The sequence below is a fragment of the Campylobacter sp. RM19073 genome (assembly GCF_024723495.1).
Classification (GTDB): domain Bacteria; phylum Campylobacterota; class Campylobacteria; order Campylobacterales; family Campylobacteraceae; genus Campylobacter; species Campylobacter porcelli.
Genome location: NZ_JANQCT010000029.1, coordinates 1 through 13,377 on the forward strand (window position 1 = coordinate 1; position 13,377 = coordinate 13,377).

General features: G+C 34.7%; 9 protein-coding genes. 1 reads left to right on the top strand and 8 read right to left on the bottom strand.

The annotated features are described in order from the left end of the window. Nucleotides 1-241: 241 nt before the first annotated feature. The 3 genes from CSUIS19073_RS07490 to groES form a co-directional block, all read right to left on the bottom strand. Nucleotides 242-841 (bottom strand): hypothetical protein, encoded by a 600-nt coding sequence (locus CSUIS19073_RS07490; protein WP_086242537.1) that lies wholly within the window; start codon nt 839-841, stop codon nt 242-244. 704 nt (nt 842-1,545) lie between these two features. Further along, the gene (groL, locus tag CSUIS19073_RS07495; protein WP_086242536.1) at nt 1,546-3,183 is read right to left on the bottom strand and encodes a chaperonin GroEL; all 1,638 of its coding nucleotides are present in this window, start codon (nt 3,181-3,183) and stop codon (nt 1,546-1,548) included. Between the two features lie 14 nt (nt 3,184-3,197). Beyond that, nucleotides 3,198-3,461: a co-chaperone GroES gene (groES, locus tag CSUIS19073_RS07500; protein WP_086242535.1), complete on the bottom strand. Its 264-nt coding sequence runs from the start codon at nt 3,459-3,461 to the stop codon at nt 3,198-3,200. 237 nt (nt 3,462-3,698) lie between these two features. Here groES and CSUIS19073_RS07505 point away from each other — a divergent pair, with 237 nt between their 5' ends. Next, complete coding sequence (locus CSUIS19073_RS07505; protein WP_086242534.1) at nt 3,699-6,266, top strand: hypothetical protein; 2,568 nt, start codon at nt 3,699-3,701, stop codon at nt 6,264-6,266. Nucleotides 6,267-6,289: 23 nt separating this feature from the next. On the opposite strand, the gene CSUIS19073_RS07510 is transcribed toward CSUIS19073_RS07505, so the two are convergent. The 5 genes from CSUIS19073_RS07510 to CSUIS19073_RS07530 all read right to left on the bottom strand — a co-directional run. Beyond that, nucleotides 6,290-7,564 (bottom strand): aminotransferase class V-fold PLP-dependent enzyme, encoded by a 1,275-nt coding sequence (locus CSUIS19073_RS07510; RefSeq protein ID WP_086242533.1) that lies wholly within the window; start codon nt 7,562-7,564, stop codon nt 6,290-6,292. A gap of 62 nt (nt 7,565-7,626) precedes the next feature. Then, on the bottom strand, nt 7,627-9,414 hold the full coding sequence (gene recG / locus CSUIS19073_RS07515) for an ATP-dependent DNA helicase RecG (RefSeq protein WP_086242532.1): 1,788 nt from the start codon (nt 9,412-9,414) through the stop codon (nt 7,627-7,629). After that, a complete protein-coding gene (locus CSUIS19073_RS07520) occupies nt 9,414-10,634 on the bottom strand; it encodes a M16 family metallopeptidase (protein WP_086237648.1) in 1,221 nt (406 codons plus the stop codon). Before CSUIS19073_RS07520 ends, recG begins: the two co-directional genes overlap by 1 nt. Next, nucleotides 10,634-12,076 carry a pyruvate kinase gene (gene pyk / locus CSUIS19073_RS07525; RefSeq protein ID WP_086242531.1) on the bottom strand — a complete coding sequence of 481 codons (1,443 nt, stop codon included), beginning with the start codon at nt 12,074-12,076 and terminating at the stop codon, nt 10,634-10,636. The genes CSUIS19073_RS07520 and pyk overlap by 1 nt, the downstream gene beginning before the upstream one ends. 98 nt (nt 12,077-12,174) lie before the next feature. Next, the coding region (locus CSUIS19073_RS07530; RefSeq protein WP_337214400.1) for an FAD-dependent oxidoreductase at nt 12,175-13,377 on the bottom strand (1,203 nt) is incomplete at its 5' end.

Below are 13,377 nucleotides of genomic sequence, written 5' to 3' on the forward strand. Positions count from 1 at the left end.
TGTTAATCTCTTCGATAATATCATCGATCGCATCTTGTACTTCTTTAGGAATTTCATCTGTGTTATTGGTTGGATCAACTTGGGTTGTGGTGTTATTTTGGTTAGCTGAATTTTCATTGTTGGTTGGGTTATTATTTTGATTAGTTGAGTTTTGGTTACTAGCACTTTCATTTGTGTTTGTATTGCTCTCTTGGTTATTTGCTGCGGCTGAATTTCCACCACCATTTTGGTTATTTGAATTTTAATTATTGCTTGGGTTAGTTGCTGGAGTTGTAGGTCTTTCCAATCCACTAATCACATCTTTGATTGTCTCATTACCCAAGGCTTCTAATTTTTTAATTGAATTATTAAATATTTCTTGCGCTATTCTTGGAATATCATATACATTAGATGGATTTTTTGGATCATAGTCAAGATCGCCTATATCTAATTTTTTATCTCCAGTAATATGATCATATATATTTTGTATTGCGTAGGTTATATTTGCTTTTTCATCTGGGTGTAAAGCTTCCCATGCTTGGCTTAATAAAAACTCCCTATGCGAATTTGTATCTATATTTAGCTTATCGCCAAAGTATTTAAGGGTGCTATGCCATATTATTAAAGCCTCGCCAAGAGCCCTTACATCAGAGTATTCATGGATTTTTTCCATTTTATCTATGTATTGTTCGATTTTACTCCTAATATCCTTACTTGCGCTACTATCTATGGTGGTTATATCAAAATTAATACACTCCAATCCATAAAGACGGCACATCATCGTTTTAGGGGTATTGGCATAAAGTGAGCTATCTAGACCAAAGCTAATTATTGCCATACTTACAATTTTTGATATTTTCACAATTCTCCTTATATGATTTAAATTCAAGGTAGGCATTATACCCCCCCCATTAATCTAAGCTTAATTTTTGATAAATTTAGATAAAATTTTAAAAATTAAAAGATTATTTTTAGGATATTTTAATGAGTATTTTGGTTATTAAAGGCTACCATACTTCACATTAAATACTTCGCTAGTAATAACTAAAAGCATTTTAGAAATTACAAATTTTATTAAATCTGTGCGTAGAATAACAATCTTAAAAGGCTTTTAATGGGTGGATTACGCCATGGATTTTAATAAGGGGTACCCCATTGTGGGGACTTCAGTAGAGCGTGGCGAAACTAGTTTTACTAGTGAGCCAAAAAGCATAGGTAACCCCACTCAAGGAAACCACCCCTAAAGGGGTCGCATTCGCTGGTTTTGCAGGAACCTTCTCAAAAAGAGTACAAAGCGCAAGAGTGCGGGGTCAAGTGGGTGGAGCTTAGCTCCACTGCGAAGTTATAATAAAAAATAAATTATATCGATACTAAAGCATACTTTTTGCCGTAAAAATTATCAAATTTAATCTTTAAAATCCAATTTCAATATATTTGTTTTGTTACGATGAATAAATAAGAATTAAGTTGTGTTAATGATAGAATTTATGATTTAATTGTGTTAAAAATCTGAATTATATAAAAATTTATATAAATTTGACAGCCAAAAAGGCTGCCAAATCGGGCTTACATCATACCGCCCATTCCACCCATACCGCCCATATCAGGCATTGCTGGCATAGCTGGTTTATCCTCTTTGATTTCGCTTACTGTAGCCTCTGTAGTTAGTAACAAGCTAGCCACGCTCACAGCATTTTGAAGTGCCACACGCTCTACTTTAACCGGATCTATAATCCCAGCTTCAAACATATCTACATACTCTCCGCTTGCAGCGTTAAATCCGTAGTTTGTATTATTTGCTGTGCTTACTGCATTTGCTACTACTCCTGCATCAAACCCTGCATTTTCAGCGATTTGGCGAAGTGGGGCAAATAGGGCACGCTTGACAATATTTGCTCCGATTAGTTCATCTCCGCTTAAATTTAAATCCACTTTATTGCCAGCTTTGATTAAAGCAGCACCACCGCCTATTACGATGCCCTCTTCTACTGCTGCTTTTGTAGCATTTAGAGCGTCATCTACTCTATCTTTTTTCTCTTTCATTTCAGTTTCAGTCGCAGCGCCAACTTTGATAACTGCCACACCGCCACTTAATTTGGCTAATCTTTCTTGAAGTTTTTCTTTATCATAATCGCTTGTAGTTTCGATAATTTGAGCTTTGATTTGATTAATTCTAGCATCTATTGCATCTTTTGAGCCTGCACCATTTACAATTGTAGTGTTATCTTTGTCAATTACAACTCTATCAGCTTGACCCAAATCACTTAAACTAGCACTTTCTAAAGTTCTACCTAGCTCTTCGCTTATGACTTCACCGCCTGTTAAAATCGCTATATCTTCTAGCATAGCCTTTCTTCTATCGCCAAACCCAGGAGCTTTAACCGCTGAGATGTTTAGCACTCCACGAAGTTTATTAACAACTAAAGTCGCTAAAGCCTCGCCCTCTATATCTTCAGCGATGATTAATAGCGGTTTGCCAGTTTTTTGAATTTGCTCTAAAACTGGCAAAAGATCTTTTAAATTTGATATTTTTTTATCAAATAATAGTATAAATGGGCTACTTAGCTCAACTTGCATTTTCTCTGCATTTGTGATGAAATATGGACTTAAATAGCCTCTGTCAAATTGCATACCCTCAACTACATTTAACTCATCGTTGATTGATTTTGCTTCTTCAACTGTGATAACGCCATCTTTACCTACTTTTTCCATAGCTTCAGCGATTAGATCTCCTACGCTTGTATCGCTATTTGCTGAGATAGTAGCTACTTGAGCGATCTCTTTTTTGCCTTCTACTTTTTTAGAGGCGTTTTTAAGCTCGTTTATCACCGCAGCGGCGAATTTATCCATACCTCTTTTTACTTCAATTGGATTTGCACCAGCTGTGATATTTCTTAAACCTTCTTTAAAAATAGCGTGAGCCAAAACTGTGGCAGTTGTAGTGCCATCGCCTGCTTCATCGTTTGTTTTGCTAGCTACTTCTCTTACTAAACCTGCGCCCATATTTTCTATAGTATCAGCCAGTTCAATCTCTTTAGCCACGCTAACGCCATCTTTTGTGATTGTTGGGGCGCCAAAGCTCTTTTGTAAAAGCACATTGCGTCCTCTTGGTCCCATTGTTACTTTGACCGCGTCGCTTAATTTTTTAACACCATTATATAATCTATTTCTAGCATCATCTGCAAATATAATCTCTTTTGCCATCTTTTATCCTTTTATTATTTTATAATTCCTAAAATATCTTCTGTATTTAAAACTAGATATTTTTTATCATTAAGCGTAATTTCGCTACCGCTATATTTAGCAAATACAACCGTATCACCTACGCTAAGACCCTCTGCTTCTTTGCTAACAGCTACAACTTTACCTTGACTTGGTTTTTCTTTAGAAGCATTATCTGGAATGATAATACCTGAAGCTGTAGTTTTAAGCTCTTCTTCCCTCTCTACAAGCACACGCTTGCCTAATGGCTCAAAATTCATCTCTATCCTTTCGTTTATATGATTTGTCTTAAAAATTAGCACTCTATATATTTGAGTGATGAAAATATATCATAATTTTATATATATGTCAATAAATTTACCCCAAATTTAAATAAAAATTATCAAAAACATTTAGTCTAATCCACTCAAGCTTAATAAAATTTCTCTATAACTAGCAAATTTAATTTATTAAGCTAGATTTGAGTATAATTAAATAAATTTTTTTAAGGAATTTAGATGAGAGTTTTATACTGGATTTTAGGAAGCTTAGCCGTGCTTTTGGCTATTGCTTATACCCTGCTTTTTAGTAGCGTTGGAAATAGCATAACAAAGCCATATATACAAAAGATAGCATCTCAAAAGAGCGGAATGGATATAAGGCTTGATGAGTTTAAGCTATCTATCAGCACTCTTGATATTACCGTTAGTGTAAATAATGCCTTAAAAGCTAGAGTTTATGGTAATTACAGCCTATTTACCCAAAAATTAGACCTTAACTACACCGCTAGCACAAGCGATTTAAGTAGTTTTGGGGTGGATATTAAAGATAATATAAGCTTAAATGGTGCTATTTTAGGCGAATTTAATAATTTTATTGCTAATGGTAGTGGGACGATAGTTGGGTCAAATTTGCGTTTTGCTACTAGAATTGCCAATTTTGCTCCAGTTGAGATAAAGCTAGATGCCAAATCGCTTGAACTAGCACAAATTAGCTCCATAGCATTAGGAAAGCCATATATAAAAGGCAAGATGAATATCATAGCTGATATTGGTAGTAACGATGGAAATTACAATGGAAATGCTACTTTAAATATCCCAAATTCTATAGTAAATAGCGAGTTAGTGGCTGCTGATTATGGTGTAAATTTGCCACAAAATTTCACAATAAAAGCAAACTCAAATTTAAACTTAGATGGTAGAGTTGCTAAGGCTAAAAGCGTGATTACCACGCCAGTTGCCGTTATCGCAGCTTTAAATTCAATATATAATATTGATGAAAATGCCTTAAATAGCGATATAAATTTAAATATTCCAAATTTGGCTAGACTTGAGCCTATAATCGGTCAAAAACTACATGGAGAGATCACGGCTAAGGCTAATACTAAGATAGTTGGAGCCAATTTAGAGTTTTTAGATGCTGATATTAATGGATTAGGCGGCGTAATAACAGCTAAAATGGCAAATAATGAGGTAAAAGCAGATATTAAAAAAATTAAATTAAATGAGCTTTTAAAACTCATATCTATGCCAGCACTAGCTAATGGAAGTATAAACGGCAACGCCACAATAATAGGGTTAAATGACCCTAATAAAAGAGCTGGAGATATAAAAATAGATATAAATGGTGGGCTATTTAATGCTAGTGAATTAAATAAGATGATTGGCTCAAATATAAATAAAAATATCGCATTTAACTCAAATATAAAAGCAGATTTAAAGGGCGATGATGCTAATCTAAACGCGAATTTAAAATCTGAAATTTTAAATATAAATAGCCTAAATGCAAACTATAATCTAACGCAAAAAATCGCAAAAGCTAGTACCCAAATAGTAGCACCAGACCTTGCTAAATTAGGCAATATTTCTGGAGCCAAACTAACAGGTCAAATCGCTATAAACGCAGATTTAATAGGGGATTTGAATAATCAAAAATTACCATTAAAAAGTGCAAATTTAGATATTAAGGCTATTGATGGGTTGATTAGTGCTAATATAGATAATGGCAAATTAAAGGCTAAAATTCAAAATATTTTGGCTCAAAATCTCTTTTTGATGATAGGGCAAAAACCGCTTTTAAGTGGTGAGCTAAATGGCGAGCTAAATCTTGATAGCATTGATATTGCTAATTTAAATGGCAAGGGCGAGATAAGACTAGAAAATGGGGTGCTAAATGCGACAAATTTAACAGAGCTAACAAACAAAACATTCCCACAAAATACCACCATTAACGCACATATCAAACCCACTTTTACCAATTCCACCATCCATTTTGCCACTACGATTAATTCAAATTTAGCCACAATAAACAAATTTGATGGTAGCTATGATATAAATAAAAATAGCCTTGAAGCCATATATAACGCTGATATTCCAAGGCTAGATAAGCTAGAGTTTTTAACTGGAATGAAGCTAAATGGCTCACTAAATCCAAGCGGTAAAATCTCTATAAATGATAATATAAATGCTACTTTAAATAGCGATTTTATCGGCTCAAAACTCAAAGTAGATATAAGGAATAATAAAGCAAATTTAACCTTACCTAAATTTGAGATTGCTAAGCTTTTGGAATTTTTAGATTTTAGTGCTTTTTATGAAGGGGAGGCTACTTTAAATGCTAATTACGATCTAAACAGCTCCAAAGGCGATTTCAAAGCTGATATAGCCAAAGGGCAATTAGCTAAGAGTGATCTTACAAATTTAATTAGCGCTACAATTCAAAAAGATATAACAAATGAAGTCTATAAAGATGGCTATACAAAAGGGATAATAGATAAAAATTTGATTAATTTCAACGCTTTGCTAAGCTCACAAAAATCAGATATAAACATTACATCTGCTAGTTTAGATACCGCCTCAAAAGCTATAAATATCCCAGTTAAAGCAAATTTAGAAAAGACTGATATAGCTGTAAATATCACAGGCACAAGCGACCAGCCAAAGTATGCTATTAGCTCCAACTATCTAAAAGATAAGGTTTCAAAAGAGATTGATCGTGGACTAAATAAGCTATTTAAAGGCGACGAAGAGAAAACTCAAGGCACAAAAGATCTCATAAACGGCCTTCAAAATTTATTTAATCGCTAAGCCATTTTACAGCTTAGATAAGATCAAGCTAAATATTTTTTAGCTTGATTAATCGCACTTAATAGATAATCCACATCATCATCGCTATGAGACCAGTGAAGGCTAACTCTTAACCAGCCAGGCTTAAAGCTAAGCGGTTCATCATCATTAAGCCCTAAAAGATCATGTCCATATGGTCCAGCACATGAGCATCCAGCACGACTTTGAATTCCAAATTTCAAGCTTAGAGTTTGAGCTAAATCAAATGGCGATATGCCTTTGATATTAAAAGCAAAAATAGCGAGTTTTTCCTTATCTTTTGGAGCGTAATTTACCACCCCTTTTATATGAGATAGTCCATATTCGAATTTACTCATCAGCCTATCTTTTTGATTTTTGATAAACTCCAGTCCCACTTGATTTCTAAGCTCAAAAGCCAAATACGCACGGATAAGCTGAGTAATGGCAGGAGTTCCAGCATCTTCTATCTGCTCTATATCATCTAAATAACGCACACTTTTTTTGCTAACATAGCTAACCGTTCCACCAGCTGAAAATGTAGGCAAATTTGTATTAAATAATGATTTTCTAATAGCTAAAATCCCGCAACCACCAACCCCACCAAGCAATTTATGCGAAGATATAAATATAGCATCACACAAAGAGCTATCTACATTCTCATACGCTATCAAGCTTGAAGCGTCTATGGCAATTACAGCATTATACCGCTTTGCTATGGAATTTATAGCCTTTATATCAGTTTTAATCCCAGTTACATTTGAAGCAGCACTAATGCTAATTATAATCTTTCTATTAGCGTTAATCTTTAAAATTTTATCTAGCTCCCCCCAGTGTAATCCGCCATCTCTAGCTAGAGGTATTCGCACCACTTCACAAGCTCCACTTCTATAGCTAATCTCATTGCTATGGTGCTCATATGGCCCAACAATCACTAAAGGCAAAGATCGCCTTATACTATCAAAATTGATATTCAACGCCATTTTGGTAGCTGGTGGAATATAAATTCCCATAATTTCTTGAAATTTTTTGATCGCCGCACTGCTGCCTTGTCCGCATGGTAAAAGCAAAAAATCGCTTTGTAAATTTAGTAATCTTTTAATTCCAGCCCTTGCATTTTCATAATAATTTGTCGTGATATTTGAGCATTGGCTACACTCGCTATGAGTGTTAGCGTAAGTCTTTAAAACTCGCCTTATCTCATCTTCAATAGGCAAATACCCAAGCCCGCTAGCAGTCCAATCAAAATAGTAAATTCCATCTTTTAATATTATATTTTGGCGAATTTTATCTATATTCAATACTTCTTCCTAGATTTTTGTCTAATTATACTAAAATTTAGTAAAATCTAAATTCACAAACTCTATTTGCCCCTTAAAGCGGCTAATCTACTTTTGGCTTTTTGAGCTATATCCTCTTCCATATCATAATATTCAAATGTAGCTCCATGCTGAATTGTCCCATCTAAAATATCTCCAGCTTGGCGGTTTTTTAAATCTATCTTAGCCACCTCAAATCCATCAAGAGTTTTAGCAAATTCCTTAAGCCTACTTGGTATATTATCAAGCTTAGTATATAGATAGCACCAGCCAACTCCGCCATTTCTGCTAACCCTACCACGAAGCTGATGAAGCGAAGCAAGACCTAACTTCTCAGCACCAACTATAACAATAGTAGAGAGCCTAGGAAGCGAAATCCCAACCTCAACAATCGTAGTAGCTAGCAAGATATTGCCATCATTAGCAAACTGCTCTAAAATATCATCTTTTTGCTTATCCTTGCCATGCGTGATATAGACCTTTTGAAATTTATTTAACCAAAATGGAGCAGCCGTGCTTAAGCTTTGATAGTTGCTTACTTGGCTATCTTCTATGAGCGGATAGATGATTATTGTCTGTTTATTTTCTTGAATTTGAGCTTTGATATGCTCTAAAAGTGCGTTAAATCCGCTATTTTGGATTATTAGCGTTTTAATCTGTTTAATAAATGGGGTTTGCTTTAAAAAGCTAAAGCTAACTAGCTCAGACTCAATAAGACAAAGCGTCCTAGGAATCGGTGTCGCACTAAATTGTAAAAAGTGCGCCCTTAGGCTTTCATCACGAGTTAATTCATCGATTTTTTGCCGTTGAGTTGAGCCAAATCTATGCTGTTCATCGATCATTATTAGAGTGCTTTTTGGTAAATTTTGGTATAAGAGTACGTGAGTACCAACTATCAAATTCGCATCTTCTAAATTTATATTTTTTGAGCCTTTTTGTAGATATACCACCTTCATAAATTTCGGTAAAAGGCGTATTGCCTCACTATAAAGCTGAGTAGCAAGGATGGTAGTAGGTGCCATTAAAATAGATAAATTTGGATAATTTAAAAGTGCCGCACCAAGTATCACTAAAGTCTTACCGCTACCTACATCTCCCATTATTACTCGTTTTGCTGCTAGATCTTTAGCAAGATCGATTTTAATATCATTTAGCGCTTTTAGCTGATCATTAGTAGGCTTAAAAGGTAGATTATCTAACCACTGCGAAATATCATATGGATTAATAGCAGTGGCTTTAAATAGCACTTTTTTTACACTAAGCTTTTTTAAATAGTTAAAAATTTCAATAAATTTTAAAATTTCCATCTGCTTAGGGGTTAAATTTAAAGCCGAATTTGTCTCATTAAGATTATGTAAAGATAAAATCTCATTAGCCTCTTTAGCCTCAAGTCCTTGAGCGATTAAAGAGTCAAGGCTTATATATTTTTGAATTAATTTTTGAATTTGGCTATCTTTTATAGATCTTTTATAATGCGGGATAATCTGACCAACCTTGGTTATAATCTTAGGATTACTAAACTGCCAAATTCCATTATACGGCACGCTTTTACCATAGATATAAAGCCTCTTACCACGCTTAAATGAGGCATAATGCCACGCTTTAGCATTAAAAATAACAATACTTACACTACAATCCCAAGAGATACAATAAGCCAAAACATTAAGCGTATTAGGGCGAGTAAGCGTAGATTTAATCTCTATTTCTACGCTATTATCGCCTGAATTTGGCTGATTTTTTATACGCAAATCCTCAAAACTCTTTGGCAGTATCAAAGCTAGATCTAGCAAACTAGCAATCCCTAGCTCTTTTAGCTCTTTAATTTGCTCCACTACTTTTGCTCATTATATAAACAAGCGATACTAAGAGAATTAATCTCATCTAAGCTGGATATAAAAGAGTTTAGCTCATCTAATCCCAAAGCCTTTATACGCTCTAAATTTAGATCAAATTCGCCAAGCTCATAGCCTTGATAATGCTCCTTTTGAGCTATTGCAAGTCGCTTAAATAGCGTCTCTTTGCTAAGAGGCTTACTACCAAGCAAGAAATTTTTAGCCGCGTCAAGCTCTTTTTGCGTTGCTCCATTTTGGACAAATTTAGCTATCTCATCTTTTATAAGAGTTATGGCCTCATCTTTGCTCTCATTTTTAGTTTGTAAATAGCCATTTAAAGAGTTATAGCTTAAATTTAAATTTGCCGAGCAATATACGCTATAAGCTAGCCCACGCTTAACTCTAATCTCCTCCATCAATCTAGACCCAAATCCGCTACTACCAAGAATAAACATAGCCACATTTAGCTTAAATTTATCCCTTAAATCAAAATTAATCGGCGAACCAAAATATATATAAGCTTGCTCGCTTGGCTTATCAATTATCTTTAAATTCTTATTTTTGCTTACTTCTATCTTGGTTAATGTTTTTTCTTTGCCATGATTTAACGCATTAAAAAGCTTTTGGAATTTGACATTTTCTAACTCTATATCTCCACCCAAGACAACAAACATATTCTCAAGAGTTAAGCTATCTTCTATAAATTCCTTAATATCGCTAAGCTCTATTTGGCTAATACTCTTAGGCGTTCCTATACTAGGCGTAGCTAAGCGTGAGTTAGGATATAAAATCTCTTGTAATGCGCCACTAGCTTGATAATCATAGTCGCTACTATATGAAGCGATCACGCCTAGAGCTTGAGTTTTTAGCTTTTCTAATATATCTTTATCGTAGTTTGGATCTGATAATAAATCCACAAGCATATCAAATCCATATTCAAAATGCTCGCTCAAACTCTCCAAGCTAATCTCAAATGTCTCAAATCCAGCACTAGCCCCAAGCATAATAGCCCTCATATCAAGAGCTTTATTAAACTCACTACTACCAAGCTTTTTCGTCCCTTCGCTTAATAATTCAGCGGCTAATTTTGCTACTCCATATTTTTTTTCACTACAAGTTCCAGCTACCTTAAAAACAAGCTTTAATCCCACAATCGGCAACTCGCAACTACGCTCATAAATCAGATCAATATTATCAATTTTTAAATTTAATCTCTCCACTATTTTACCTCATTTAAATAATACTCTATTTGGTCTTTTCTTAAAATCCTTATGTAGTTTGTGCTACCAATCTTTCCAGCTGGATAACCCGCTGTAAGAGTATATGTAGATTCATAGTTGATTAAACCAGCATCTTTTAAGCCTTTTATTGTATTAGCTAGTAGCAAATTTAGCTGATTTTTAGAAACAACCAAGCTTGGAATAACACCCCAAACAATTGTAAGGCTTCTAGCGATGGCCTCATCATGAGTTACGGCTATTATAGGCATTGTAGGGCGATTTCTTGCCATTTTTATCGCACTTGATCCGCTACTAGTAATGGATATGATAGCATCAGCACCGATCCTTTGAGCTAAATGCGAGCTAGCACTAGCTACCATATCTGCCTCATCGTCAAATTCAAACTCATCAAATTTACCATATGGATAGATAGATTCACTTTGGATTATTGTAGCACTCATCGCTTTTACCACTGCTACTGGATTTATACCCACCGCACTCTCTTCGCTTAGCATCACAGCATCAGTTCCATCTAATACAGCATTTGCAACATCGCTAATCTCAGCTCTAGTGGCACTTTGGCTCTTAGCCATTGTAAGCATCATCTGGGTAGCTGTGATGACTGGGCGATTGGTTGCGTTGGCTTTTTTGATTATTGATTTTTGAATGCTTGGGACTTTGTAGTATGGCACCTCAATTCCTAAATCCCCACGAGCTACCATAATTCCATCACTTGCTTCTATAATGCTATCGATATTTTCTACTGCGTCAAATTTCTCTATCTTAGCAAAAACCTTAGCATTCGAGCCAAATTCTCTTAATATAGCTTTGGCATTTATTATATCATTTGCATTTTGCACAAAGCTAATAGCAACAAAATCCACCCCATTTTGAGCTCCCCAAAGCATATCATCTCTATCTTTTTGCGTAATAACATCAATATTTAACTTCGTATTTGGGAAATTCACTCCCTTATTTGAGCTTAAAATGCCATCATTTTCTATAATGGTTTCGATAATATCAGCTGAGCACTTCACCACTTTTGCTCTGATAGTTCCATCATATAAATATATATATTCACCCTCTTTAATCAAAGATAAAATTTGAGGTTGATTGATACTTAGCTCATAAATTTCGCCATTTTTACGACCAATTATGCTATCTTTTAATACATTTAATCTATCTCCAGCCTTTAGCTCAAATGGCTCATTTAAGGCTCCAACCCTAATCTTTGGCCCACAAATATCTTGTAAGACTCCAACTCTAATACCAAGAGAATTTGAAGCCTCTTTAATCTTATCAATTGTGGATTTATGATACTCATGTGTGCCGTGTGAGAAATTTAGCCTAAATACATTAACTCCCTCTTGGATTAATGATTTAATCACATCTATGGAGTCGCTAGATGGGCCGATAGTTGCTACGATTTTTGTCTTTTTCATATCTGCTCCTAAGTTTTGATAATTATACCAAATTTAAGAATAAATAATGAAAAAAATATAAAATAAAGTAGAATTTAGGCGGGATAATCCGCCTAATATTAATCAAATAACTCTTCGTTTAGTTTAGCTTCGTTGAAGTTTTTGCCTAGATATTCGCAAATTTCACGCACATCTCTTAAGGCATTGCCAAGACAGCTTGTCGCACCTGGACTTGGGGTCATATTAAATATTATACCAGTTTTTGGATTTATACTAGCCTCACCTAGCATTAATTTTTTCTCCGTTTTATTTAACACTTGAGGGCGAACACCACCAAAACCTTTAGCATAATAAATATCGTTAGTACTTAGGCTTGGGACAATTTTTTGAGCATCTTTGACAAATAATTTTTTGTTTAGATATGGAACTTCAAATAAGAAATTGCGTAAAATATAGTTGCGAATTTCGCTATCTTTAAATAGATCAAATAATATACCAGCAATGGCTGAATCAAAATTTAAAGTTTTACAAAAATCAAGGAAACTTCCCCAATTATCATGATATCTCTCTAGTTTAGGAAGCGCTAAAGCAGTAGGGCCAAATCTAGTGCAACCATCAGCTAAAATATCTGGATCACCATGTAAAGCAGCAAATGGCAATTTAGGATTTTGCACCATATAGACCTTGCCATTTAATAACTTTTTCTTAGTTAAATAGAAGCTACCAGCCACAGGCAAACAGCCAAAATCCAGCCCATATCCCATTTTGTGAGCTAAATATAAAGAGTGAGCACCAGCATTTACTACGACAAAATCAGCACTAATTGATAGACCATTTGTAGTTTGGATATAGTATTTATCTGCATTTTGAGTGATTATATCCACTTTTGAGTTTAGATATACATCACACTCTCCGCCCTCTTTTTTAGCATTTTCTACAAATGTAGTTGTAAATGCACCATAATCAACGGTGGTATATTCACCACTTTTAACACCCATACCAACCACATTTTCAGCCCTATGAGTACCATCGCTATTTAATATAATTTTTGGCTCGATTTTAGCTAGTTCAGCCTTATCATAAAACTCCAAGTATGGATAAAGCTCTTTAAATTCATTAAATCTATTTTTAATATAATCAACCTCAACATCGCCTACGCCAATTGCCATTTTTTGACCATCAAACATATATTTGCCTTGATAGTCGTGCTGTAAGCCATATTTTACCACCATTCTAGCAGTTTTGCTGACTTTTTGAGCCTTTTCAAATGTATAGTTTGTCTCAATATCGCCACAATGGATAGTTTGAGAATTAGCCGTTCC

Bases quoted from the DNA above. Each gene is read 5' to 3' on its own strand.
- groL (WP_086242536.1), bottom strand. From the start codon at position 3,183: ATGGCAAAAGAGATTATATTTGCAGATGATGCTAGAAATAGATTATAT.
- groES (WP_086242535.1), bottom strand. From the start codon at position 3,461: ATGAATTTTGAGCCATTAGGCAAGCGTGTGCTTGTAGAGAGGGAAGAA.
- CSUIS19073_RS07505 (WP_086242534.1), top strand. From the start codon at position 3,699: ATGAGAGTTTTATACTGGATTTTAGGAAGCTTAGCCGTGCTTTTGGCT.
- pyk (WP_086242531.1), bottom strand. From the start codon at position 12,076: ATGAAAAAGACAAAAATCGTAGCAACTATCGGCCCATCTAGCGACTCC.